This is a genomic window from Micromonospora sp. DT15 (assembly GCF_049841475.1).
Classification (GTDB): Bacteria; Actinomycetota; Actinomycetes; order Mycobacteriales; family Micromonosporaceae; genus Micromonospora.
In genome coordinates, this window is record NZ_JBNCKJ010000013.1 from 86,589 (window position 1) to 110,942 (window position 24,354).

Below are 24,354 nucleotides of genomic sequence, written 5' to 3' on the forward strand. Positions count from 1 at the left end.
GGTCAGAGGTACTGACCGGTGTTGTGGCCCTCGCCGCCGCCCGGCTGGCCGATGCCCGGCATCCCGGGGACGACCCCACCGGGGCCGCTGGGCAGCGCCTGCCGGCCGCCGCGCATCTGCTCCAGCTGCACCCGGGCGGCCATCTGCTGGGCCACCAGGGCCGCCTGGATGCCGTGGAACAGGCCCTCCAGCCAGCCGACGAGCTGGGCGTGCGCGATCCGCAGCTCGCTCTCGCTGGGGGCCTTGTCCTCGGCGAAGGGCAGCGAGATGCGCTCCAGCTCGTCGCGAAGCTCGGGGGCGAGGCCCTCCTTGAGCTCGACGATCGACCGCTCGTGGATCTCCCGCATCCGGCTGCGGCTGGCGTCGTCGAGAGGTGCGGCCTTCACCTCCTCCAGCAACTGCTTGATCATGCTGCCGATCCGCATCACCTTGGCCGGCTGTTCGACCAGGCGGGTCGGGTCCTCGCCCTGGCCCTCGTCGGTCTGCATCGTGCCGATCGGCCGGCCGTCCGGACCAACCACCACCACTGTGCCGGAGTGGCCGGAGTCGTCGGGGCCGGGCTCGTCGTTCTGTCCAGCGGAGCGCGCTTCGGTCATGGGGTCCATCTTTACCCAGCGGGCGCGACCCATGCCGCCCGGGACCGACTACCGGGGCCGAACCACCCGGGCGGGGCGCGCTACCGTCGCGCCATGCCTGTCGACCCGCGCGCCGTGTTGACCCGGCCCGCCCCGGAGCCCGACCGGACGGTGGCGTACGGGGACCACCCGGATCAGGTGGCCGATCTGCGCCTTCCGACGGGTACCGGGCCGGCCCGGCCGCTGGTCGTCGTCCTGCACGGCGGCTTCTGGCGGGCCGAGTACGACCGGCGGCACACCGGCCCGCTGGCCGCAGCCCTCGCCGCCGACGGTTACCCGGTGGCGCAGCTGGAATACCGCCGCACCGGGCAGCCCGGGGGCGGCTGGCCGGGCACCCTCACCGACGTACTGACCGGGGTGGCCGAGCTGCCGGCGCTGGCGGCCGAGGCGCTGCCCGGCCGGGTGAGCCTGGCCGCGCCGATCCTGGTCGGGCACTCCGCCGGCGGCCACCTGGCGCTGTACGTGGCGGGCACCGCACCGGCGACGGTGGGCGGAGTGCTCGCGCTGGCCCCGGTGGCCGATCTGGGCGAGGCGTACCGGCGGGATCTGGACTCGGGCGCGGTCGCCGCGCTGCTCGGCGGCGGCCCGGCGCACGTCCCGGACCGGTACGCGGCCGCGGATCCACGAATGTTGGTACCGATACCAACACGCACAGTAGTCGTTCATGGCTCTGACGATCATCAGGTTCCAGTGGAGATGAGCCGGGATTTCGTCGCGGAAGCGCGTGCCACGGGTTCCGATATCTCCCTTGTTGAACTGCCCGGATGCGAGCATTTCGGGCTGATCGACCCGGAGGCCGTCGCCTGGCCTCAGGTCCTTGCCGTGTTGCGGTCCCTGCACGATGATCAATAGCCATTGACGCAGCGTCGCGGACCAGGTAGAACGCCGTTGGGGCGGTGTTCAGCCCTGCAACGCTTCCCTGGAAGGAACTCGGTGTCGCAGATGAATCGCAGGCGGGCGCTCCAACTGTTGGCCGCGCTCGGAACCACCGGGTTCGTCGCCGCGTGCGGCTCCGACGGTGACGCCGAGCCGACCGCCGACCGGGGCCCGATCAAGATCGGTTTGATCACGCCGCAGGCCGGTGGTTTCAAGAGCATCGGCGATGACATCACCAATGGCTTCCAGCTCTTCCTCGACCTGCACGACCAGCGGCTGGGCGGCCACTCGGTGGAGCTGCTGACCGCCGACGAGGGCGACACCGCCAAGACGGGCAAGGCTGCCGTCGAGGGCCTGCTCAAGCAGGGCGTGCTGGCACTCACCGGCGTCGTCAACTCGGCGGTGATGGTCGGCATCCGGGACACCGTGGAGCAGGCCCGGGTCCCGCTGATCGGCTCCAACGCCTCACCGAGCAGCCTTCAGAGCGTCTTCTACATCTGGCGGACCTCGTACGTGCTCGACGAGGCCGGCAAGGCGCTGGGCACCTACCTGCGCGAACAACTGCCGGCGAACGGCCGCGTCGCGATCATCATGCCGGAGAACGTCGGCAGCCCGGACGTCGTCCGCGGCTTCCGGGAGTACTTCGGCGCGAACGACCCCCGGATCCGCGACGCGGTGACCTACACCAGCGCCACCTCCAACCCCGGCAAGACGACGTACGCCTCGGACATCAGCAGGGCGCTGGCCAAGAAGCCCACAGCGGTCTTCTGCTTCTTCGCCGGAGCGGCGGCGGTGGAGTTCATCAAGCAGCTGCGCGAGAAGTTCGCCGGGCCGATCTACGCACCCGGCTTCCTCACCGAGGGCGCCGTGCTGGAGAACCTGAAGGACAACGCGCTGGGCATCCAGACCGCGCTGAACTACTCGGCCGACCTGAACAACACGTCGAACCGGGTCTTCGCCTCGGCGTACCGCAAGAAGTACCAGGTCACCCCCACCACGTACGCGATGGCGTCGTACGACGCGGCGCAGGTGCTCGACCAGGCCATCCAGCTGACCGGTGGGAAGCCCACGCCGCAGCAGGTCAACCTGGCCCTGGGCAAGATCGGCCAGATCGACAGCCCGCGCGGCATCTGGCAGTTCAACCAGCCGCGTACCCCGCAGCAGAAGTGGTACCTGCGCGAGGTGCAGCGCGACGGTCAGGTCATGTCGAACGTGCTGATCAACGAGCTGGCCACGCTGGGCTGAACGCCCACCCGGAGCACGATTCGGGGCCGGTCTCCCAGTGGGAGGCCGGCCCCGGAACGTTCGCGGGTCAGTGCCGCAGCTCGGCGATGCAGCACTTCACGCTGCCGCCGCCCTTCTTCAGCTCGGCCAGCTCGACCGGGACCGGGGTGTACCCGGCCGCCTTGAGCTTGCCGGCCAGGCGGGTGGCCTCGCTGTTGAGCACCACGTTCGCGCCGTCGCTGACCAGGTTGAGCCCGAAGGCCATCGCGTCCTCGTCGTCGGCGATCACCGCGTCCGGGAAGAGCTGGGTGAGCACCCGCTGACTGGCCGCGGAGAACGCGCCCGGGAAGTAGACGACATTCGCGTCGTCGATGGCCGCGAGCGCCACGTCCAGGTGGTAGAAGCGGGGGTCGATCAGGCGCAGCGACACCACCGGACGGCCCAGCGCCTCCTGCGCCTCCGCGTGCGCCGGGATCTCGGTACGGAAGCCGTGCCCGGCCAGGATGAGCCCGCCGTGCGCCTCCGGCACGTACGCGAAGTCGCCCTCACCCTCGTTGGTCTCGCTGGGTGCGATGAACCGCCAGCCCTGCGCGTCGTAGAAGGCGTGGTGGGCGGCGGCCTCGGCGGCCCGCTGCTCGTGCTTGAACCGGGCGCCGTAGACGCTGCCGTCCACCACGAAGCCACCATTGGCGGCGTAGACCATGTCGGGCAGGCCCTGCTCGGCGGTGAGCAGGTGCACCTCGTGGCCGAGGCCGACAAGCGTCTCGCGCAGCCGGTCCCACTGCTTGACGGCCAGGGCCCGGTCGACCGGGGTGGTCACGTCCATCCACGGGTTAATCGCGTACTCGACCGCGAAGTACTCCGGCGAGCACATGAGATATGTCCGCTTTCGCGGGAAACGCTGCTGGTTCACGGTCACCAAGAGTAGGTACCGTGGAACTTTGAAAACAGCCACAAGCGTTGCTTCCCAGAGGCGGAACGTTGCAGATAGACGCGGTAGACCAGCGGATCATTGCGTTACTCGTCGCGGACGCCCGTGCGTCCTACGCCGACATCGGTGCCCGGGTGTCACTCTCCGCCCCGGCGGTCAAACGTCGCGTCGACCGACTGCGCGCCACCGGCGTGATCAGGGGATTCACGGCCGTCGTTGATCCGGCCGCCGTCGGCTGGACCACGGAGGCCTTCGTCGAGCTGTTCTGCGCCGGCCGGACCACCCCGGCGCAGATCGGCGTGGCCGCCCGCCGGCACCCCGAGGTGGTCGGCGCGTACACCGTCTCCGGGGAGGCGGACGCGCTCGTGCACCTGCGCGCCGCCGACATCAGCCATCTGGAGGCGGCATTGGAGCGGCTGCGTGCCGAGTCCTTCGTGACCTCCACCCGCAGCACCATCGTGCTCTCCCGGCTGGTCGAGTCGCCCGGCGTCGGCCCGTCCGCCGGCACCTCTTGACCTCAACCCAGGTTGAGGAGATGGACTGGCCCCGAGTGGGCGAGGCAGCCCACCGGGGACGAGGGGGCTGTCATGCGGGCGATCTGGTTACGTGAGTTCGGCGGGCCCGAGGTGCTGGTGCCCGGCCCCGCGCCGGACCCGGTCCCCGGTCCCGGTCAGGTGCTGATCGACGTCGCACACGCGAACATCACCTTCGTCGAGACCCAACTGCGCGCCGGTCACCCCGGCCCGTTCCGCCTCACCCCACCGCTGATCCCCGGCAACGGCGTCGGCGGGGTGATCACCGCCGTCGGGCCGGACGTCGACCCGGCGCTGACCGGGCAGCGGGTGGTCAGCGCCACCGGAGGTTCCGGCGGTTACGCCGAACGCGCGGCAGTGGACGCGTCGGCGACGATCGCCGTGCCGGCCGGGTTGGCTCTGGACGAGGCGGTGGCACTGCTGGCCGACGGGCGGACCGCCACCATGCTCATCGAGGCGGTCGGCGTCCGCCCCGGTGACCGGGTGCTGGTGGAAGCCGCTGCCGGCGGCGTCGGCAGCCTGTTGGTGCAGCTCGCGGTCCGCGCCGGGGCACTGGTGATCGGCGTGGCCGGTGGGCGACGCAAGGTGGACCTGCTACCCGGCCTGGGCGCCCAACTGGCCGTCGACTACCTGCTGCCCGAGTGGGCCGATCAGGTCCGCGCCGCGGTGGGCGGGGTCGACGTGGTGCTCGACGGGGTCGGTGGTTCGGTGGCCCGGGCCGCCTTCGACCTGCTCCCGCCGGGCGGCCGGATGGTCAGCTTCGGGCTGGCGAGCGGGGAGTGGTCCCCGGTGTCGACGGAGGCCGCCACGGCACGGCAGGTCACCATGATCCGCCCGGACGTGCCACCGGCCCGGCTGCGGGCGTACACCGAACAGGCCCTGACGGACGCGGCGGCCGGCCACCTGCGACCGCTCATCGGCCAACGCTTCCCACTGGAACGCGCCGCCGACGCGCACGCCGCCATCGAGGCGCGCGCGACGGTCGGCAAGACCCTGCTGGACGTGGCCTGATCGAACTCAGAGGTACATGCCGGTGCGGTGCTCCGACTCGTCGCGTCGGACCGGCTTGTCACCCTCACCGAAGAACCGCTTGCCGCCGAACTCGCCGTGCAGACGATCGTCCAACTCGTCGGCGAGACCGGTCATCACCTGCACCGCCAGCATCAGATGGGTCGCCTGGAAGTTGCGGCCGAACACCGGGATGGACGCCCACACCGTGTCGTCGGCGCAGTAGAGGCGGCCGATCGGCATCCGGTTCGTCAGTTCGGAGAGCTTGACGTAGAGCCGCTCGGTCGGCTCCACCTCGGTGAGCACCGGGGAGAAGACGTCCACCAGGGGCGGGTTGTCCCGCACGCGCACGAAGACCATCGCCGAGCCGGCGCGGATGGTGATGTCGCCGTCCGAGTCGATCTGCAACCGGTCGGTGTCCGACTTCAACATGGTGGAGACCACGGTTCGGACCCGATCGGCCAGGTCGAGCACGTCGTCCTGCTCGACCTGCGCGGCGGCCGCCTCGGCCAACGCCTCCTCCAGGTCCGCCTCGACGTCGGCGTCCGGACCGAACTCGCTGCGAGCGGTGCCCAGCGGTTCCACTGCCAACGGCTCGCCCTCGGCGTCGTGCACCAGATAGACGAGGAAGGCCGGGTGCGGAGCGCCGTAGACGTCCCGCAGCGTGCGGGAGAGCAGGGTGGCGACCTGGGTCGACTCGGCCGTCGTGGCGTTCAGCCCGAAGGAACCGCCAGAGCCGGCGACCACCCCGGGCGGGGACCAACCGAGCGCGACCATGTCCGCAACCGCGCCCCGGTCCAGTCGGTAACCCGCCGGCAGAGCGGCGTTGCCGACCGCGCGGGCGGACAACACCCGGTCCGCGTCCACGTCGACGCTGATCGAATAGACAGCGTCCCCGGTGCCGGAGGCGGTGGGGTCCAGGGTCAGGTCGAGGTTTGCGCCGACGGGAAGTTCCCGCAGCCGTACGGCGAGCGCACGGGCGAACTCCCGCCACGCCTCGGTCACCTTCGCCCGCAGGTCGGTGGTGCTGGGCTCGTCGAGCAGGATCGATTCCGCCGGCTCAATCGAAGCGCCGGGCAGCTCACCGTGCGGCGCCGAGGGGTGGTCAGCCGTCATGATCGCCTCCGTCCGTCACGATCACCCTACCCACGCCGCCCGTGGGTCGGATCAGCCCGGACCGGGATCGGACAGCGGCGGTCAGGGGGCCGTCGGGTCCGTGGGGTCGGCGCCCAGCTCGACCGGCCAGGCGCCCGCCAGCGCGCTGAGCCGGGCCGCGGCGTCCGCCGGGTCCGCGCCCCGACCAACCGCCAACCCGAAGAGGTACGCGGTGACCGGCGCACCCGGACGCAGCACCTGGTGGGCGACGTCCCGGGCCAGATCCAGCACCGCCGGCACCGGCACCGCGGTCGGGTCCAGATCCAACTCGACACACACCGCCGTGACCCAGTCGTCCATCACCGTCATCGCGCCCACTCCTCCGCCCGGCGTACGTCCTCGTCAGTGTCGCAGTCGAACCACGGCGGCGGGCCCTCGCCGGACCAGGCCACCTCCGACACGACGAGCCTCGCCAGCAACGCCCGGACCGGGGCCCCGGACAAGCTGCCGCCCCGCTCGACCGCCAACCGGTCCACCGCCGCCCGCAGCGCGGCCACCCGCCAGATGCCGCAGAGCGACTGCCGCCGCCCGTCCCCGTCCACGAAGCACGCCCCGTCGGGTCGCTCACCGCCGCCGAGGCCGGCGCGGGCCGGCGCGAGGCCGTCGCGGGCCGGCGGTGCGGCGAGGCCGTCACGGACCAACGGTGCGGCGAGGCCGTCACGGACCAACGGTGCGGCGAGGTCGCCACGGACCGGCCGTGCCGGATCGGTGCGGCCGCCCGCCGAACCGATGTCGGGGGTCTCCCGATCGAGGTGGTGCAGCAGATCCCCGATCGCGGCCCGGGTGAGCAGCGGCAGGTCGGCGGCGAGCAGCGCGACCAAGGTGACGTCGGTGTCCAGCAGCGCCAGTCCGGCCGCCGCCGCGGCGACCGGACCGCCGCCGGGCGGGTCCTCCCGGACGACCCGGACGCCCGCCGGCACGGCGTCGGCCGCACCGACAAGCACCCGCGGCGTCGCGTCGGCGACTGCGGCCAGCACCCGGTCGCGCATCGGCCGGCCGCCGATCGGAAGCGCGGGCTTGTCGAGCCCGCCCATCCGTCGGGCGGCCCCACCCGCGAGCACCACGGCGGCGTACGTCCCCACCCGGCCACCGTATCCGTGCCACCGCCAGCTCCCGCCAACCCCTCACCCCCGGTGCCCCTCACCCGGCCAACCCTTCGCCCCGGTGATCATGGAGTTATCGCTCGACACGCCGACGACACGCACGGGCAACTTCATGATCAACGCGTCGGGGCGTCGGGGCACGCGCCCGGGGGCGGGCGTTGGGGGCACGCGCCCGGGGTGGGGTTGGGGTGGGTGGGGGTACGGGGTGGGGCGGGGGGTGGAGGATGGCGGGATGGGACGGGCAACTGATCGACGGGGCGTACTCCGGATCGACCTGGACGCGGCGACCGCCGGACGCGGGGCGATCCGCCGACCGGACACGCTCGCCGTGGAGGAGCCGCTGGAGATCCGGGTCGGCGCGGCAGGCCCCGGCCGACGCCGGCCGCTCGCCGTCACCATGCGTACTCCCGGCGACGATCTGGACCTGGCCATCGGGTTCCTGCTGACGGAGGGGCTGATCCGGTCGACCGACGACGTGTTGACCGCGCAACTCTGTGCCGGCGCGGAGACGCCGAACACGTACAACGTGGTGGACGTGGTGCTCGCCCCCGGCGTACCGGAACCGACCACCGACCCGTCCCGGAACTTCTACACGACCAGCTCCTGCGGTGTCTGCGGCAAGGCCAGCATCGACGCGGTACGCACCCGATCGCTCTTTCCGGTCGCGGCGGACCCGCTCAGCGTGCCGGCCACGCTGCTCGCCGAGCTGCCCGACCGGTTGCGCGCCGCCCAGCGCGGTTTCGATCGGACCGGCGGGTTGCACGCGGCGGGGTTGTTCACCCCCGACGGTGAGCTGGTGGTGCTCCGGGAGGACGTGGGCCGGCACAACGCCGTGGACAAGGTGATCGGCTGGGCCGTGCGGGAACGCCGGCTGCCGCTCACCGGGCACCTGCTGCTGGTCTCCGGACGGGCCAGCTTCGAGCTGACCCAGAAGGCGTGGATGGCGGGGTTGCCGCTGCTGGCAGCGGTGTCCGCCCCGAGCACCCTCGCCGCGGAACTGGCCGACGAGGCGGGGATGACACTTGTCGGCTTCCTGCGCGGGCGGACCATGAACGTCTACACCGGGCCGCACCGGATCACCGTGGAGCAGCCAGCCTGACCCGAGCGGCCGGTCAGCGACCGATCCGGTCGATCAGGTCGAACAGGGCCAGCCGTGCGGCGGCATCACGGGCGATCAGGAAACCGGCGATGCCGAGGATCCAGCCCAACGCGCTGCCCGCCTTCGTGACGATCCAGGTGTTCAGGCGGGCCAGCACCGGCTCGACCAGTCGCGGGCGGGCCACTCTGGCACCCAGCAGCAGCACCGCCGGCAGCACCATGACCAGGCAGTATCCGGCGAGCAGCACCACCACGCTCGCCGCTCCCACCTCCGAGGTGGCCAACAGACCCACCGCACCGAGGTACGGAAGCATGGTCGCCACCTCGGCCAGCGCCGCAAGCAGCGCGAGCCCGACCAACCAGCGGGCCGAGGAATCTCCGGCGGTGGCCCGGTCCCGCCAGCGCAGGACGCCACCGGTACGGGGACGCCGCTTGCCGTCGTAGCGGAAGCTGAGCGCCAGCATTCCCACGCCCAGCACGAGTTGTGCCCAGAGGACGCCCCGGTTGTCCAGGGCACCGCCCAGCGCGTCGCCCAGGCTGCTGCCTCCCCAGACCAAAAGCAGCCCAACCGCGAGGTAGAACACCGCGATGGTGGCGAGGTAGCCCAGGATCCGCCGGACGTTGACCGGCCCGGGTGCGAGCAGCAACCAGACCGGGATGAAGAGGGTGCCGATGCTGGTGCTGTCGATCAACGCCAGCCCGGCCAGCGACAGCAGCAACTCGGGGGTCATGTCGTACCAATGCGGAGAACGGCCACGAGATCATTCTCTGGCGGCGGCGAGCCTGCCGCGTCGGCCGTGAACAGGAGCAACGCGTACATCCTTTGACGGAGGCGTCGCCGGAAGACCCGTCACGCCAGGTCGAGGATGCTCCAGTTGGTAGGGAGCACCTTCGCCGCCACCTCGGGTCGCACTGTCGCGTAGTGCGCCTCGTGGGTGAGTGCCGCGCGGGCGGCATGGCCGAACGAGATGTCGCCGTCCACGGCGCGGGCCAGCCGGCCGGTGTCCTGCACGTTCTCGACGTCGAGCGGCAGCAGACGGATCATCGGGGCAGTCATCATCAGGGCCAGTAGCGCGGCATCGATCTCGTCGGCCAGGCTCGCGAAGGCGACAGCCAGGCACGTCGCTGGGACGGCGACCTGCCGACCCTCGTCGGCGACCTCCAGCATCAACTCCCCCACCGAGACGTTGCCCTCGATGTAGGCAGTCAGCGCCGACGCGTCGAACACGGCAGCGATCTGATCGCTCATCCGGGGCGGCCCAACATCCGGCGTCCCTCAGCCAGGGCGTCCGCCGGAATGGGTGTCGCCAGGCGCTCTCGCCATCGCGCCCTACCCGCCTCGGTCACCTCGATGCCGGCGCGCCGCAGCACCTCGTCGAGGTGTACGCGGGCCATCTGCACCCGTACCGCCGCGGTGATGGCGGCCGAGACGTTGGGCTGCTGGTCGAGCCAGTCCGCGACGTCGTCGGGAAGGCTCACGGAGCGCTTCACTGTCACGTCCGCCAGCCTATCAATTTCGGTAGCACCTGCGGTATTACCACGCGGGTGATCGCGTCCTTCAGCGGCGGCCACGACGGCTCCGCTTGCGGGGGCGGATGACGCCGGGCATCCCGACCGACGGCCAGCCGTCCAGCTCGGCCGGGGGCACGCCCCGTCGGAGCAGGTCGTCCAGCAACAGCGCGAGCGAGTAGTCGGGGTGCAGGCTCAGCGTGCGTTCGAGCGCGACCGCCGCCAACGCGCCCTGCCCGGCACGCCAGGCGGCGAACGCCAGCAGCGCACCCGGCGCGGCGGCCACCTCCGGCTCGGCGCGGCGCAGCACGTCGGTCCAGAGGGCGATGTCCCGGTCCCGGCCGTCGGTGCGTTCCCACGCGTGATCGCGGACCGGCAGGTGGGTCATCAGCAGGCTCAACCAGGCCACCTCGTCGTCGTCGAGCCGTTCACCACGCCGCTGCCGACGCTGGGCCTCGCGGACCGCCGCCACCCCGGCGGCGCGCAGCGCCCGCGCCCCGAGCAGGTCGCTCTCGGGTGCCTGCTCGACCAGCTCGGCCAGTCTCAGCTCGGCGCGGGCGGTGGCCGCGCGGGCCGCCTCCCGGGCCGGCCCCTCCACCGGTGCCACCTGCGCCACCAGGGCGGCCCGGTCGGGGAGCGCGACCTGACCGGCGAAGACCGCCGAGGCGGTCACCGGGTTGGCGGTCGGGTCGTAGCGGCGACCCTCGGGCGGGCAGCACTCGGGCTCGGTGCAGAGATAGGACCACCAGCGGCCGTCGGTCACCCGCAGCGCGTCGAGCACGTGCAGCCCGAAATCGTTCAACGCGTCGCGCAGCGCGTCCACTGCTGGGGTGACCTGCTCCGGTTGCCCGTAACCCACAACCGTGGCGGCCTCCGCGCCCTGCCGGCGGAGCACACTAGCCAGGTGCCCTGCCAGTCCGCCCAGCTCGGTCGGGTCGGGCAGGTCCGCGCGGGCGGCGAAGACGATCTGCCGGCCGACCAGCGCCACGGCGACGACGCTGTCGGTGGGGTGGAAGCCGAGCAGGTACGGCACAGCGGCGATCAGGTCGGCGGGTGAGCGGACGGCGAGCTGAGGGCGTTCGGTCGAGGTCATGTCGGAAGCCTGCGGCGGGCGTGCCGGGCCCTGCCACCCCTGTGGACGACACGCGGTTTATCCACAGTTACTTAACGTGTTTTCCCTGCTCACGCGCCACCTACGGGTGCGGAAAGAGCGCCGATGTCGTCGGGCGACACCTGGCTGTCGTAAGGAGCGGTTACCGTGCGCTGATGGACCTGGCGTACCTGCGCACGCATCCGGCACACCTCCCGACCTTCCGGACCCATCAGCGGCTCCGGGAGACGCCGGTCGCCGGTGGGAACATCTGCGCGGCCGCCCGGCTCACCCTCGACGACGGCCACTCCGTCTTCGCCAAGTCCTGGTCGGAAGGCGCCGACCGACCGGCGCCGGAGGGCTTCTTCGCCGCTGAGGCCGCCGGCCTGCGCTGGCTGCGGGAGGCGGGCACTGTCGGCGTACCCGAGGTGATCGTGGTGTTGCCGGAGCTGCTGGCGCTCGACTGGGTGGAGCCCGGCGAACCGACGCCGGAGGCAGCGGAGCGCTTCGGCCGGGAGCTGGCCGGGCTGCACCGGGCGGGCGCAACCGCCTTCGGTGCCGCCTGGCCCGGCTTCATCGGCTCGCTCCCACAGGACAACACCCTCACCGGCGGGCGCTGGTCGACCTGGTTCGCCGAGCGACGCCTCGCCCCCTACCTGCGACGCTCGGTCGACGCTGGCGCGCTGACCAGCGCCGATGCCGCTCTGGTCGAGCAGGTGATCGGTCGCCTCGACGGGCTCGGCGGCGACGAGCCGCCCGCGCGCATCCACGGCGACCTGTGGCCGGGCAACGTGCTGTGGGGGATCGACGACCGGGCCTGGCTCGTCGACCCGGCGGCGCACGGCGGGCACCGGGAGACGGATCTCGCCCAGCTCGCCCTCTTCGGCGGCATTCCCCACCTGGATCGGGTGCTGGCCGCCTACCAGGAGAGTTGGCCACTACCGGCCGGTTGGCGTGACCGCGTGCCAGTGCATCAGCTGCATCTGCTGCTCGTGCACACAGCACTCTTCGGCGTCAGCTTCCGAGATGTGGTCGTCCAGACCGCCCGTGGCGTCCTGAGCCGGGCCGAGCGCGCTACGGTCGACAGGTGAGCGTCGCCCCGGGGATCGACGGCGTCCTCGTCGACCGGTACGGCCGCGTCGCCCGGGACCTGCGCGTGTCCCTCACCGACAAGTGCAACCTGCGCTGCACCTACTGCATGCCGGCGGAAGGGCTCCCCTGGCTGGCCGGCCCCGAGTTGCTGACCGACGAGGAGATCGTCCGGCTGGTCCGGGTGGCTGTCGAGCTGCTCGGCGTGACCGAGGTGCGGTTCACCGGCGGTGAGCCGCTGATCCGAGCCGGGCTGGTCGACATCGTGACGGCGGTCGCCACCCTCGAACCCCGCCCCCGGGTCTCGCTGACCACCAACGGCATCGGCCTGGACCGACTGGCCCCGGCGTTGCGGGCGGCCGGCCTGGACCGGGTGAACGTCTCACTGGACACCCTGGACCAGGACCGGTTCACCAAGCTCACCCGGCGCCCCCGCCTCGACGCGGTGCTGGCCGGGCTCGCCGGTGCGGCGACCGTCGGGCTCAGCCCCGTGAAGATCAATTCAGTGCTGATGCGTGGTGTCAACGAGGACGAGGCGCCGGCGCTGCTCCGCTTCGCCCTTGAGCACGACTACCAGCTGCGAATCATCGAGCAGATGCCGTTGGACGCCCAGCACGGTTGGGCCCGCGACACCATGGTCACCGCCGAGGAGATCCTGGCGTCACTGCGTACCGTCTTCGATCTGAGCCCCGACCCGACCGAGCGCGGCGCGGCACCGGCGGAGACCTGGCTGGTCGACGGAGGCCCCGCCCGGGTCGGCGTGATCGCCAGCGTCACCCGCCCCTTCTGCGGGGACTGCGACCGCACCCGGTTGACAGCCGACGGCCAGGTCCGCGCCTGCCTCTTCGCCACCGAAGAGTCGGATCTGCGCGCCGCGCTGCGCACCGGTGCCGACGACGACGAGTTGGCCCGGCGCTGGCGTACCGCGATGTGGGGCAAGCGTGCCGGGCACGGCATCGACGATCCCACCTTCCTCCAGCCGACCCGTCCGATGTCAGCGATCGGAGGCTGAGCGTGGAGTCGACGACGCTGACCATCCGCTACTTCGCGGGCGCCCGCGCCGCCGCCGGCCGCGCCGAGGAGATCGTGCCTGCTGGGCGGTCACTCGACGACCTCACGGCCGAGCTGACCGAGCAGCACGGCGACCGGCTCGCCGGGGTGCTGCGGGTGGCGAGTTTCCTCGTGAACGGCGTCAGCTGTCATGATCGTCAGACCCCCCTACCGGCCGGGTCCACGATCGATGTCCTGCCCCCGTTCGCGGGCGGCTGAGGGAGGCTTCACACATGATGGCGGTTCTGGGGTTCGTGGCTGTCCTGGCGCTGGTCACCGGCCTCATCCACCTCTACCTGTGGAAGCGGCTCGTTCGGGACGCCACCGCGCCGGGCCGCTGGCGACGGGTCGGCGGCATCGCCGCAGTGGTGCTGGCACTGCTCGTGCCGGTCACGATGGCCGGCACGCAGGCCGGGCTCTACTGGCTCGCCTGGCCCGGCTACCTGTGGCTCGCGCTGATGTTCTACCTGCTGATCGTCCTGGTCGTGCTGGAAGTCCCGATGCTCGTCGCCCGGCTGGTGCTGCGCCGCCGGGTGGTCGCCGCGGAGCCCACCACCGCCGCGCCCGAGCCGGTGCTCGTCGGGGCCGCCGGGCCGACCGACCCGCCGGCCGCCGACGCCGTCGCGGCACCGGACCACGACCCGTCCCGTCGGTTGGTGCTCGCCCGTGGGGCCGCCATCTTCGCCGGTCTCACCGCCACAGGCATCGTGGGGTACGGCGTTCGCACGGCACTCGGTCCACCCCAGCTCGACCGGGTACGCATCCCGCTCGCCAAACTCCCCCGCAGCATGGACGGCCTGCGCATCGCCACCGTCTCCGACATCCACCTCGGTCCGCTGCGCGGCCGGGCGCACACCGAGCGGATCGTCGCCGCGATCAACCGGCTCGACGCGGACCTGGTCGCGGTGGTCGGCGACCTGGTCGACGGGTCCGTCGCCGAACTCGGCGCGGCCGCCGAGCCCCTGCGTGACCTGCGCTCCCGGTACGGCAACTTCTTCGTCACCGGCAACCACGAGTACTACTCCGGGGTGGAGGAGTGGGTCCAGGAGGTCGACCGGCTCGGCCTACGGGTCCTACAGAACCAGCGGCAGGAGATCCAGGCTCGGGGTGGTGTGCTCGACCTGGCCGGCGTGAACGACCTCACCGCGGCCGGCACCGGCCTCGCCGCCGGCCCGGACTTCGCCGCCGCCCTCGGCGACCGCGACCCGAGCCGTCCCGTGGTCCTGCTCGCGCACCAGCCGCTGGCGGCGAAGGAGGCCGCCCGCTACGGCGTCGACCTGCAACTGTCCGGGCACACCCACGGTGGGCAGATGGTGCCGTTCAACCTGGCCGTCAGGCTCGAGCAGCCGGTGGTCAGCGGCCTCGGCGAGGTCGACGGCACGAAGGTCTACGTGACCAACGGCGCCGGTTTCTGGGGGCCACCGGTCCGGGTCGGGGCCGAGCCGCAGATCAGTCTGGTCGAGCTGCGCTCGGCATAGCGGAGGTCACGTCCGCGCGTGGCGGCGGGTGGCCGGCGCGGCGGGCGTGACAGGATGCGGCGTGCCCCCGTTCAGCGCCGTACCCCCCGGTGGCCTACCGCCATTCGTCGCGGACCTGCACATCCACTCGAAGTACTCGCGCGCGTGCAGCCGTGACCTCACCCTGCCGAACCTCGCGTGGTGGGCCCGGCGTAAGGGCATCGGCCTGCTCGGCACCGGCGACTTCACCCACCCCGCCTGGTACGACCACCTGCGGGAGACGCTGCGCCCGGCCGAACCGGGGCTCTACCGGCTCGACCCGGAGGCGGAACGGGACCTCGCCCGGCGGCTGCCACCCCGACTCGCGCCGAACGCGGAGGCGGACCCGGTCCGGTTCATGCTGAGCGTGGAAATCTCCACCATCTACAAGCGGGACGACCGGACCCGCAAGGTGCACCACCTGATCTACCTGCCGGATCTGGACGCGGTGGCCCGGTTCAACACCGCCCTGGGCCGGATCGGCAACCTCGGCTCCGACGGCCGGGCGATCCTCGGACTGGACTCCCGCGACCTGCTGGAGATCACCCTGGAGGCCAGCCCGGACGGCTACCTGGTGCCTGCACACATCTGGACTCCCTGGTTCTCCGCGCTGGGCTCGAAGTCGGGCTTCGACGCGATCGCGGACTGCTACGCCGACCTGGCCGAGCACATCTTCGCCGTGGAGACCGGGCTCTCCTCCGACCCCGCCATGAACTGGCGGGTCGGCAGCCTGGACGGCTACCAACTGGTGTCCAACTCGGACGCGCACTCGCCGCCGGCGCTCGGCCGGGAGGCGACGGTGCTGACCGCCGAACGGGACTACTTCGCCGTTCGGGAGGCGCTGCGTACCGGTGACGGCCTGGCCGGCACCATCGAGTTCTTCCCGGAGGAGGGCAAGTACCACGCGGACGGGCACCGGCTGTGCGGGGTCAACTGGACTCCGGAGCGCACCCGGGCCGCCGACGGGCGCTGCCCCGAGTGCGGCAAACCCCTCACCGTGGGTGTCCTCAGTCGGATCGAGGAGTTGGCGGACCGGCCGGACGGGCACCGGCCGGCGCACGCCCGGGATGTCACCCACCTGGTGCCGCTGGGCGAGATCCTCGGCGAGATCAACAAGGTGGGTGCCCGGTCGAAGAAGGTCGAGGGGCGGCTCAACGAGCTGCTGGCCACGCTCGGCCCCGAGCTGGAGATCCTGACCACGACGCCGCTGAGCGAGATCGCGCAGGCCGGTGGTGAGCTCCTCGCGGAGGGCATCGGGCGGCTGCGGCGCGGCGACGTCCGCCGGGTGCCCGGTTACGACGGCGAGTACGGCGTGATCACGCTCTTCGACCCGGCCGAGCTGGGCGCGCAGGAGACCCTGTTCGACGTACCGGTGCCGGCGCAGCGACGCCCCTCGGAGCCGGCTCCACGGGTCCCGGCCAAGCGCCCGGCGGCGGCCAAGGCGGAGCCGAAGCGGAAGCCGGTCCCGGCGCCCGCGCCGCCGATCGCGTCACCGCCGTCTCCGCACGAGCCGTTCGAGCCGATGCTCTCCGGCATGGAGGAGGTCGGCACCGGCCTGCTGGACCGACTGGACGCCATGCAGCGGGTGGCCGCCTCCGCACCCGGCGGTCCGCTGCTCATCGTGGCCGGTCCGGGCACCGGCAAGACCAGGACGCTCACCCACCGGATCGCGTACCTCTGCGCGGAGCTGAACGTCTTCCCCGAGCACTGCCTCGCGATCACCTTCACCCGTCGGGCAGCCGAGGAGCTGCGGCACCGCCTCGACGGCCTGCTCGGCCCGGTCGCCGAGGACGTCACGGTGGGTACGTTCCACGCGTTGGGGCTGACCATCCTGCGGGAGAACGTCGGCGCAGCGGGTCTCCCCGCCGACTTCCGGATCGCCGACGACGCCGAGCGGGCGGCGGCACGCACCGAGGCCGGCGACGACAGCGCCGCTTACGTGTCGCTGCTGCGCAAGCAGGACCTGGTCGACCTGGACGAACTGGTGACCCTGCCGGTGGAGCTGCTGCGGGCCGACCGGAAGCTTGTCGACCGGTACCGGGACCGCTGGCGGTGGATCTTCGTCGACGAGTACCAGGACGTCGACGAGGTGCAGTACGAGCTACTGCGACTGCTCAGCCCCGCCGACGGCAACCTCTGCGCGATCGGCGACCCGGACCAGGCCATCTACTCGTTCCGGGGTGCCGACGTCGGCTACTTCCTGCGATTCTCCGAGGACTTCACCGACGCCCGACTGGTCCGACTCAACCGCAACTACCGCTCGTCGGCCCCGATCCTGGCCGCCGCCGTGCAGGCCATCGCGCCGTCCTCGCTGGTCCGGGGCCGGCGGCTGGACCCGGCCCGGCTCGACCCGGAAGCTCCGCTGGTCGGGCGGTACCCCGCGGCGTCGGTGAACGAGGAGGCCGACTTCGTCGTGCGTACCGTCGACGATCTGGTCGGCGGGTTGTCGCACCGCTCGCTGGACTCGGGCCGCATCGACGGCCGGTCCACCTCACTGTCGTTCTCCGACATCGCCGTGCTGTACCGCACCGACGCGCAGGCCGCCCCGATCGTGGACGCCCTGACCCGGGCCAACATCCCCGTGCAGAAGCGTTCCCACGACCGGCTGCGGGATCGGCCCGGGGTGGCGGCCATCGCCCGGGAGCTACGACACGCCGACGGCCTGTCCGGCTCACTTGCCGCCCGGGTGCGGCTGGCCGGTCAGGTGGTCGCCGAGCGGTTCGCCGTGCCCACCCTGGACGGCGCCAGCAGTGCGGTCCGCCCCGAGGACGTCCGCTCGGCCGTGGACCTGCTGACCCCGCTGGCCCGACGCTGCGGTGACGACCTGGAGGCCTTCCTGTCGCAGTTGGCCACCGGCGCCGAGGTGGACGCCCTCGACCCGCGCGCCGAGGCGGTCACGCTGCTCACCCTGCACGCCGCGAAGGGCCTGGAGTTCCCGGTTGTCTTCCTGGTCGGTGTCGAGGACGGGTTGTTGCCGTTGCGCTGGCCGGGCTCGACCCCCGACGAGGACGCCGTCGCCGAGGAGCGCCGGCTCTTCTTCGTCGGCCTGACCCGGGCCCAGGACCGGCTGTACGTCAGTCACGCCGCCCGCCGCACCCGACACGGCACCGAGCGCGACTGCGCACCTTCGCCGTTCCTCAGCACCATCGACCCCGGCCTCTTCGAACGCTTCGGCGAAGCCGAACCCCGCCGCCCCAAGGACCGCCAACTCCGCCTGATCTAAGCCCGAGCCGCCGAGCCGTCGCCGATCTTGCACTTTCGGTTGCCGATGTGCGTGGGCTGCCTCTTATGTCGGCGCAGAAACTGCAAGATCGACGAAGCCTGGAGGCGGGGCCGGGCCGGGGGGGTGTTAGGGGAGGAGGGCGGCTAGCCAGGCGCCCGCCAGCAGGGCCGGGCCGAGGGGTAGCAGGGTGGTCCGGTGCACCTTTCGGGTGACGAGCAGGGCGAGCACCAGACCGCCGTGCAGCACGTGCGGCAGGAGCAGCCCGGTCAGCAGGGCGTCCCACCCCAACCAGCCGAGCGGCAGGCCGAGGACGGCGGCGAGTTTCACGTCCCCGAAACCCAGCCGTGAGCCGGGCAGCAGGGCCAGCAGCACGTGCGCCCCGCCCGCGACTACCGCACCTGCCAGCGCGCCGGGCAGCCGGCCGGGAGTGCCGGACAGCAGCGCCGCTGTGATCAGCCCTCCGAGGGCCAGCAGCCCGGCGACGAGGACCAGCGGGTCGGGCAGCCGCAGGCAGGCCAGGTCGACCCGCGCCAGCACCAGACCGACCGCCGCGACCGCGAGGAAGACCGGCAGCGCCGGGTCGTCACCCACGGCGACGGCAAGGCCGGCGAAGACGCCGGCCGCCACCACCGGGCCGACCCAGGGCCGCCGGACCGGCTGCGGCAGTGAAAACGCCGGTGGCCGGGCGTCCGCGGTGGCGAAGCACCGCGACACCAGGGGTACGACGAGGCCGACCAACGCGCCGAGCAGCGCGATCGACACCAGCGCGGCGGCCGACATGGGCCGGACGTTACTGGCGGTCGCGCACCGGTGTGTCCCCCGATCGTGATGCCGGCGTATCCCCTGATCCTGATGCCGGTGTGTCCCCCGATCGTGATCTCGTGCCCGCCCGACGCGGCCGTTCGGTGGTCACCACCACGGCGACCCCGGCGACGATGACGGCACCGCCGAGCAGCACCTGCGGGGTGATCGGCTCGGCCACCAGCAGCGCGCCGAGCGCCACCGCAACCGCCGGGTTCACGTAGGCGTACGTCGACACCAGCGAGATCGGCGCGTTGTGCAGCAGCCAGACGTACGCGGTGAAAGCCACCAGCGAGCCGGCCACCATGAGGTAGCCCAACGCCAACCAGGACCGGGTGCTCACCGCCGCCGGGTGGAAGTCGGCCAGTTCGCCCCGACCGGCGGCGAGGGCCACCAGCACCAGCGCGCCGGCCATCATCTCGTACACCGTGGCCACGAACGGGTCGGCGGGCATCCGGATCCGTCCGGACAGGAACGACCCGACCGACCAGGAGGTGGCCGCCGCCACCACTGTCAGCGCCCCGACCAGGGGCACCGCCGCCGAACTACCGCTCGGCAGCACCAGCAGGACGAGGCCGGCGAAGCCCACCGTGACTCCGGCGAACGTCCAGATCGGCGGCCGGTCCCCGGTGGCCGAGCGCAACAGCACGACCAGCAGCGGCACCGTGGCCACCAGCAGCGCGGCGATCCCGGACGGCAGCGCCACTCCCGGTGGCCCCGATTCGGCGAGCACCACCAGGCCGTTGCCGGCGGTGAGCAGGAGTACCCCGACCAAGGCGGCCGAGCCGAGTTGCCGTCGGTCCACCCGCAGTGCGCCGGGGCCTCGCCGCAGTCGCAGCACCACCGCCAGGACCAGGCCGGCCACGGCGAAGCGGAGCGCGGCCGACAGCAGCGGAGGCATCGTCTCCACTGTGATCCGGATGGCCAGATAGGTCGACCCCCAGAGCACGTAGACCACGATCAACGCGGTCCAGATCAGGGTCGGTGTGCTGTTGGCACGACGGCCGGCGAGGGCCGTGGCGCTCGGTGGAGGTGAGCTCATCAGTGGACCACGCTACGGTGACCCCGGAGCCCGCGTCGCGCTTTGGTGGCCGGCCTCTCACCACTTGTGCAGGAGGGCGGCATGACGAACTACGGACAACCGGGGAGCGGCCACCCGGGGCCGTGGCGTGGGCAAAGACCCGACGAGACGCCCGGTCGACCGCCGCAGCAGCCCTACCCGCCCGCGGCGGAGCCCTACCCGCCGGCGGTCCCGTCGTACCCGCCCGCACCGCAGGGACGACCCGCACCGTACGGCGGCCCACCCACCCCGCCCTACGGTGCGACGCCCGACGCGCCCTACGGTGCGGCATCCGACGCGCCCTACGGCGGCGGTACGGCCACGCCCTACGGCCACGAGCCCCGCCCGCCCTACGGCGGCCAGTACCAGCCGACCCCGACGTACGGCGGGCAGCCGTACCGGCCCGACGACCCGTACGGCGAGGATCCGGCACCGAGCCGGCGCGGTCGGGGGCCGCTGATCGCGGTACTGGCCGTCGTACTTCTGCTGGTGGTGGCCGCCGCCGGGGCGTTCTGGTTGCGCAGTGGGCCGAGCGACCCGCCGCCGGCAGCCGCGCCGAGCAACTCGGCCGTTGCCGGCGAGCCCAGCGCCGACGCGGTCGAGCCCGCGCCGAGCGCGGCCGCGCCGGAGTCGTCGGCCGATCCCCGGTTCGCGAAGGTCGGCCAGTGCGTCCGCAACGACGGCACCGCTGGTGGCAAGCCGAAGCTGCTGATCAGCGGCTGTACCGCGAAGTCGTACGAGGTGCTGAGCCGGATCGACGGCCCGACCAGCGGCGAGCGGGACGCCGAGGCCAAATGCGGCAAGGTCGAGGGCTACACCAACTGGTATTTCTTCGACAGTGAGCTGGACACTCTCGACTTCGTCCTCTGCCTCAAGCAACGCTGAGACCACCCACCCCCGGGGATGACATGACGACCTACGGACCTACGGGTTCCGACCAGCCGGACGATCCGTACCAGCGCCCGCCCAACGGGCCTGACAGCTCACCACCGGCCGATGAGACGGTGCCGCTGCGGAGCACGCCGCCGCCCGCGGACGACCCGACCCGGCAGCAGTGGGGTCCCCCGCCGGCCGGCGCGGAGCCACCGACGGCACCCATGTGGGCGCCGCCGCCCACCGATCCGGAGCCGCCGACCGCGCCGATGTGGGCGCCGCCGCCCACCTCGGGCCCGGGTTACCCACCGCCCGGCCCGTACCCGCCAGCGGGTCCGACACCGCCGGCCGGGCCGTACCCACCGGTCGGGCCGTACCCACCGGCGGGCCCGATGCCCGGTCAGCCGGCCGGGCCGGTACCGGGTCAGCCACCCGCGCCCTGGGGCCAGCAGCCTCCCGGCGGCTACGGGATGCCGCCCGTCGCGCCCGCGAAGAAAACCGGCCGCAACGTCGCTCTGATCATCACCGTGGTGGTGCTGCTCGTGCTCTGTCCGTGCCTCGGCCTGGCCGGATGGGCGGTCTGGAAGGTGGCCGACGCTGGCAGTGACGCGGCGCGTACCCCGTCGACGAGTGCGCCGGGCGTTCCACCCGCGCTGCCCAGCGACGCTCCGACGTCGGCCGCCCCGACTCCGGGCCCGGAGTTCGCCAGGGGTGACTGCGTGGTGAACGACGGCAGTGAGAGCGACGCGGAGCTCCGTAAGGTGCCCTGCGGCCCGAACACCTATCAGGTGCTGCTGCGGATTCCGGCGACCACCGACGGTGACCGGTGCGAGATGCTCGCGCCGCAGGCGACCGCGAACTATGTGCACGACAACTCGGTCGACCTGTTCGACTACGTGCTCTGTCTGAAGGAGCGCTAAAGCCTGTTGCCAAAACTAGGGCTGTCTAGCGTGGATGCTAGACAGCCCTAGTTTGTGGTCGACGGTCTCGACACGCCGGTAGCCCCATCTATCCATGTCTAGCCTCGCAGCTAGACGGCCCGATAATCTGCGATGCGTGGATCCGGTCCGCAACCCGTACGCGCCGGGCGCCGGTCAGCGTCCGCCCGAACTTGCCGGGCGGGGGCGAGAGCTGGACGTCTTCGACATCGTGCTCGAGCGCATCGCCCGTGGCCGACCCGAGCGCAGCCTCATGCTCACCGGGCTGCGGGGCGTCGGCAAGACGGTTCTGCTCAACACGCTCCGGTCGCAGGCGATCAACCGGCTCTGGGGCAGCGGCAAGATCGAGGCCCGACCGGACCAGTCGTTGCGCAGACCGGTCGCCGCCGCACTGCACATGGCCGTCCGGGAGCTGGCCCCCCGCCACCGCGCACCGGACCGCATCGACGCGTTCCTCGGCGTCCTCAAGGCGTTCGCCCAGCGGTCCAACCCGACCGGCCGGGCCGGCGCCGCCACCAAGCTGCGCGACCGGTGGCAGCCCGGCATCGACGTGCCGGCCGCCAGCGGTCGGGCCGACTCCGGCGACATCGAGATCGACCTGGTCGAACTGTTCAGTGACGCCGCCGCCGTAGCCAGCGACGTCGGCACCGGCATCGCCATCTTCATCGACGAGATGCAGGATCTCGGCCCGGAGGACGTGTCGGCGCTCTGCGCCGCCTGCCACGAGCTGTCCCAGCTCGGCGCGCCGCTGATCGTCGTCGGCGCCGGCCTTCCGCACCTGCCGGCGGTGCTCAGCGCCGCCAAGTCGTACTCCGAACGGTTGTTCCGTTATCAACGCATCGACCGGCTCGACCGGATCGCCGCCGACCGGGCGCTCTGCGCGCCCGCCGAGCGCGAGGAGGTCGAGTACGAGCAGAAGGCGCTCGACCTGCTCTACGAGAAGTCCGGCGGCTATCCCTACTTCGTCCAGGCGTACGGCAAGGCCACCTGGGACCACGCCCCACGCTCGCCGATCACCGCCGCCGACGTGCGGGTGGCCGCTCCCGAGGCGGAGGCCGAGCTGGCGGTCGGGTTCTTCGGTTCCCGGTTCGAACGGGCCACTCCCGCCGAACGCGAGTACATGCGGGCGATGGCCATGATGTCCGCGGTCGAGGGCGAGCCCGGCGAGGTGGTCCGCGACGACATGGACGCCGCGGTGCCCACCGCGGAGATCGCCCGTGCCCTCGGCCGCAAGCCGGCCAGTCTGTCTCCGGCCCGGGACGCGCTGATCAAGAAGGGGCTGATCTACTCCGGCGAGCGGGGCACTGTCGCCTTCACCGTCCCGCACTTCGGCCGGTACCTGCGGACGCAGCCGGCCTGAGGCCCGGTCAGACCTTCGACCAGGGGGCCGGGAAGAGCACCTCACCGCGAGGCGGAGGGCCCTCCTCGCTGGTGGACGGCGGCAGCACCAGCGCCTGCCAGGGCTCACCGAGGCCGGCCCACGGGCTGGTCAGGCCCAGTTCACTCGCCGGGCCGAACCCGAACCTGCGGTAGAAGACCGGGGCACCGAGGACGACGACGAGCCGCTCGCCCAACTCGGTGGAGGCATCCAGGGCAGCCTGAACGACCGCCGTGCCGTGCCCGACACGCTGTCGGTGCGGCGCGACCGCCACCGGGCCGAGGGCCAGGACTGGCATGTCCGAGCCTCGCTCCGGCCGCAGCCGCACCCGGGTGAGCAGCGCGTAGCCGACCACCTCACCGCCGTACTCGGCGACCATGGCCAACTCCGGCAACCAGGCGGTGGTGTCGCGCAGCTCCTCGACCAGGCTGACCTCCGGCGGCGTCGCCACGTCCGGGCGGGCGAAGGCGGCGGCCAGTACGCGGCGGACCGGGCCGGCGTCGGCCGGGTCCTCGGGGCGTAGCCGCAGCGTGGTCACCCGCGCGACGTTACCCGCCAGCGCCCGTCCATCCGTCACGGTCGCTTGACTCGGCGTGGCGCACGTGTACGAACACCAATCCGATCCTGCGGTTGACGGGGTAGCAAACGTCGCGAGGGGGTATGACTGATCCATGACGCCCGTACGTTCCCTCGCCCGCGCCATGCTGAGCGGCATCTTCGTGGTCAGCGGGTATCGCAACTTACGCGACCCCGGCCGGCTCGCGGTGGCCGCCAAACCGGTGACCGACAAGGTCGCGCCGATGCTGAAGAAGGCACACCCGAGCTTCCCCACCGAGACTGAGACGTTGATCCGGCTCAACGCGACTGTGCAGGTCGGTGCCGGTCTGATGCTGGCCACCGGCCGGTTCAGCCGACCCGCGGCGCTGGTTCTGGCCGGCACGCTGGTGCCGGTGACAGTCGCCGGGCATCCCTTCTGGAACAACGACGACCCGATCGCCAAGAACAACAACCAGATTCATGCCCTGAAGAACCTCGGGCTCCTCGGCGGTCTGCTCCTCGCCGCCGCGGACACCGGCGGCAAGCCGGGTCTGCGGTGGCGGACGGGCCATCGCATCGGTCACTCTCGACGTTCCATGCAACGCGCCGTCCGAACCGCCCGCCGCGAGGCCCGGATCGCCGTCCGCTCCGCGTCCACCGCACGTCGACTCCCCGGCTGACCTGCGTCGATCCGTCTCCGTCTCACCCCCACCCCTCGCTAAGGCCGCGAATTACCTGAACCACCCG

General features: G+C 72.2%; 25 protein-coding genes and 1 pseudogene. 14 read left to right on the top strand and 12 right to left on the bottom strand.

The features are described 5' to 3' along the window. Positions 1–2 precede the first annotated feature (2 nt). Complete coding sequence (locus ACLQ3F_RS26125; protein ID WP_355004489.1) at positions 3–605, bottom strand: bacterial proteasome activator family protein; 603 nt, start codon at positions 603–605, stop codon at positions 3–5. 84 nt (positions 606–689) lie between these two features. Between ACLQ3F_RS26125 and ACLQ3F_RS26130 the strand changes: the two genes are divergently transcribed. Further along, a complete protein-coding gene (locus ACLQ3F_RS26130; protein WP_425851996.1) occupies positions 690–1,487 on the top strand; it encodes an alpha/beta hydrolase family protein in 798 nt (265 codons plus the stop codon). 81 nt (positions 1,488–1,568) lie between these two features. Further along, positions 1,569–2,756 (top strand): ABC transporter substrate-binding protein, encoded by a 1,188-nt coding sequence (locus ACLQ3F_RS26135; protein WP_425851997.1) that lies wholly within the window; start codon positions 1,569–1,571, stop codon positions 2,754–2,756. A gap of 67 nt (positions 2,757–2,823) precedes the next feature. Here ACLQ3F_RS26135 and ddaH read toward each other — a convergent pair whose 3' ends face one another. Next, positions 2,824–3,657, bottom strand: coding sequence for a dimethylargininase (gene ddaH / locus ACLQ3F_RS26140; RefSeq protein ID WP_355004492.1), 834 nt, complete (start codon positions 3,655–3,657; stop codon positions 2,824–2,826). 59 nt (positions 3,658–3,716) lie between these two features. Here ddaH and ACLQ3F_RS26145 point away from each other — a divergent pair, with 59 nt between their 5' ends. Together ACLQ3F_RS26145 and ACLQ3F_RS26150 are read left to right on the top strand one after the other, a co-directional pair. Next, complete coding sequence (locus ACLQ3F_RS26145; RefSeq protein ID WP_357193585.1) at positions 3,717–4,181, top strand: Lrp/AsnC family transcriptional regulator; 465 nt, start codon at positions 3,717–3,719, stop codon at positions 4,179–4,181. Positions 4,182–4,253: 72 nt separating this feature from the next. Then, positions 4,254–5,210: a zinc-binding dehydrogenase gene (locus ACLQ3F_RS26150; RefSeq protein WP_425852000.1), complete on the top strand. Its 957-nt coding sequence runs from the start codon at positions 4,254–4,256 to the stop codon at positions 5,208–5,210. Positions 5,211–5,216: 6 nt separating this feature from the next. On the opposite strand, the gene ACLQ3F_RS26155 is transcribed toward ACLQ3F_RS26150, so the two are convergent. From ACLQ3F_RS26155 to mobA, 3 genes are all read right to left on the bottom strand, one after another. After that, positions 5,217–6,323: a T3SS (YopN, CesT) and YbjN peptide-binding chaperone 1 gene (locus ACLQ3F_RS26155; RefSeq protein ID WP_357193579.1), complete on the bottom strand. Its 1,107-nt coding sequence runs from the start codon at positions 6,321–6,323 to the stop codon at positions 5,217–5,219. 81 nt (positions 6,324–6,404) lie between these two features. Continuing rightward, positions 6,405–6,671: a DUF6457 domain-containing protein gene (locus ACLQ3F_RS26160; protein WP_425852001.1), complete on the bottom strand. Its 267-nt coding sequence runs from the start codon at positions 6,669–6,671 to the stop codon at positions 6,405–6,407. Continuing rightward, a complete protein-coding gene (gene mobA, locus ACLQ3F_RS26165) occupies positions 6,668–7,444 on the bottom strand; it encodes a molybdenum cofactor guanylyltransferase (protein ID WP_425852003.1) in 777 nt (258 codons plus the stop codon). Before mobA ends, ACLQ3F_RS26160 begins: the two co-directional genes overlap by 4 nt. 253 nt (positions 7,445–7,697) lie before the next feature. On the opposite strand from mobA, the gene fdhD reads away from it, so the two are divergent. After that, positions 7,698–8,564, top strand: a complete 867-nt coding sequence (gene fdhD, locus ACLQ3F_RS26170) for a formate dehydrogenase accessory sulfurtransferase FdhD (RefSeq protein ID WP_357257860.1) — start codon at positions 7,698–7,700, stop codon at positions 8,562–8,564. A gap of 13 nt (positions 8,565–8,577) precedes the next feature. Here fdhD and ACLQ3F_RS26175 read toward each other — a convergent pair whose 3' ends face one another. The 4 genes from ACLQ3F_RS26175 to ACLQ3F_RS26190 form a co-directional block, all read right to left on the bottom strand. Next, complete coding sequence (locus ACLQ3F_RS26175) at positions 8,578–9,294, bottom strand: GAP family protein (protein ID WP_357257863.1); 717 nt, start codon at positions 9,292–9,294, stop codon at positions 8,578–8,580. 119 nt (positions 9,295–9,413) lie between these two features. Beyond that, a complete protein-coding gene (locus tag ACLQ3F_RS26180; protein WP_425852005.1) occupies positions 9,414–9,812 on the bottom strand; it encodes a hypothetical protein in 399 nt (132 codons plus the stop codon). Then, positions 9,809–10,060 (bottom strand): hypothetical protein, encoded by a 252-nt coding sequence (locus ACLQ3F_RS26185; RefSeq protein ID WP_357193565.1) that lies wholly within the window; start codon positions 10,058–10,060, stop codon positions 9,809–9,811. The genes ACLQ3F_RS26180 and ACLQ3F_RS26185 overlap by 4 nt, the downstream gene beginning before the upstream one ends. A gap of 61 nt (positions 10,061–10,121) precedes the next feature. After that, positions 10,122–11,165 carry a DUF4192 domain-containing protein gene (locus ACLQ3F_RS26190; protein ID WP_425852007.1) on the bottom strand — a complete coding sequence of 348 codons (1,044 nt, stop codon included), beginning with the start codon at positions 11,163–11,165 and terminating at the stop codon, positions 10,122–10,124. A 173-nt stretch (positions 11,166–11,338) separates the two neighbouring features. Here ACLQ3F_RS26190 and ACLQ3F_RS26195 point away from each other — a divergent pair, with 173 nt between their 5' ends. From ACLQ3F_RS26195 to ACLQ3F_RS26215, 5 genes are all read left to right on the top strand, one after another. Continuing rightward, a complete protein-coding gene (locus ACLQ3F_RS26195; protein WP_425852009.1) occupies positions 11,339–12,253 on the top strand; it encodes a fructosamine kinase family protein in 915 nt (304 codons plus the stop codon). Then, positions 12,250–13,263: a GTP 3',8-cyclase MoaA gene (gene moaA, locus ACLQ3F_RS26200; RefSeq protein WP_425852011.1), complete on the top strand. Its 1,014-nt coding sequence runs from the start codon at positions 12,250–12,252 to the stop codon at positions 13,261–13,263. The genes ACLQ3F_RS26195 and moaA overlap by 4 nt, the downstream gene beginning before the upstream one ends. Positions 13,264–13,265: 2 nt before the next feature. Next, the gene (locus tag ACLQ3F_RS26205; RefSeq protein WP_357193553.1) at positions 13,266–13,520 is read left to right on the top strand and encodes a MoaD/ThiS family protein; all 255 of its coding nucleotides are present in this window, start codon (positions 13,266–13,268) and stop codon (positions 13,518–13,520) included. Between the two features lie 14 nt (positions 13,521–13,534). Next, the gene (locus ACLQ3F_RS26210; protein ID WP_425852013.1) at positions 13,535–14,779 is read left to right on the top strand and encodes a metallophosphoesterase; all 1,245 of its coding nucleotides are present in this window, start codon (positions 13,535–13,537) and stop codon (positions 14,777–14,779) included. 61 nt (positions 14,780–14,840) lie between these two features. Then, complete coding sequence (locus tag ACLQ3F_RS26215; RefSeq protein WP_425852015.1) at positions 14,841–18,020, top strand: UvrD-helicase domain-containing protein; 3,180 nt, start codon at positions 14,841–14,843, stop codon at positions 18,018–18,020. A 126-nt stretch (positions 18,021–18,146) separates the two neighbouring features. Here ACLQ3F_RS26215 and ACLQ3F_RS26220 read toward each other — a convergent pair whose 3' ends face one another. Both ACLQ3F_RS26220 and ACLQ3F_RS26225 read right to left on the bottom strand, forming a co-directional pair. Beyond that, a complete protein-coding gene (locus ACLQ3F_RS26220; RefSeq protein ID WP_425852017.1) occupies positions 18,147–18,800 on the bottom strand; it encodes a prepilin peptidase in 654 nt (217 codons plus the stop codon). A gap of 10 nt (positions 18,801–18,810) precedes the next feature. After that, positions 18,811–19,863 carry an EamA family transporter gene (locus ACLQ3F_RS26225; protein WP_425852019.1) on the bottom strand — a complete coding sequence of 351 codons (1,053 nt, stop codon included), beginning with the start codon at positions 19,861–19,863 and terminating at the stop codon, positions 18,811–18,813. Between the two features lie 417 nt (positions 19,864–20,280). On the opposite strand from ACLQ3F_RS26225, the pseudogene ACLQ3F_RS26230 reads away from it, so the two are divergent. The 3 genes and pseudogenes from ACLQ3F_RS26230 to ACLQ3F_RS26240 all read left to right on the top strand — a co-directional run. After that, a pseudogene (locus ACLQ3F_RS26230) lies at positions 20,281–20,766 on the top strand (LppU/SCO3897 family protein); the annotation flags it as partial. A 458-nt stretch (positions 20,767–21,224) separates the two neighbouring features. After that, on the top strand, positions 21,225–21,674 hold the full coding sequence (locus tag ACLQ3F_RS26235; protein WP_425852124.1) for an LppU/SCO3897 family protein: 450 nt from the start codon (positions 21,225–21,227) through the stop codon (positions 21,672–21,674). Positions 21,675–21,810: 136 nt separating this feature from the next. Continuing rightward, entirely contained in the window at positions 21,811–23,052 is a 1,242-nt protein-coding gene (locus tag ACLQ3F_RS26240; RefSeq protein ID WP_355583794.1) for an ATP-binding protein, read from the top strand. 7 nt (positions 23,053–23,059) lie between these two features. Here ACLQ3F_RS26240 and ACLQ3F_RS26245 read toward each other — a convergent pair whose 3' ends face one another. Continuing rightward, positions 23,060–23,608, bottom strand: a complete 549-nt coding sequence (locus tag ACLQ3F_RS26245; protein ID WP_357201808.1) for a GNAT family N-acetyltransferase — start codon at positions 23,606–23,608, stop codon at positions 23,060–23,062. Between the two features lie 133 nt (positions 23,609–23,741). On the opposite strand from ACLQ3F_RS26245, the gene ACLQ3F_RS26250 reads away from it, so the two are divergent. Next, the gene (locus ACLQ3F_RS26250) at positions 23,742–24,287 is read left to right on the top strand and encodes a DoxX family protein (RefSeq protein ID WP_425852021.1); all 546 of its coding nucleotides are present in this window, start codon (positions 23,742–23,744) and stop codon (positions 24,285–24,287) included. Positions 24,288–24,354 lie beyond the last annotated feature (67 nt).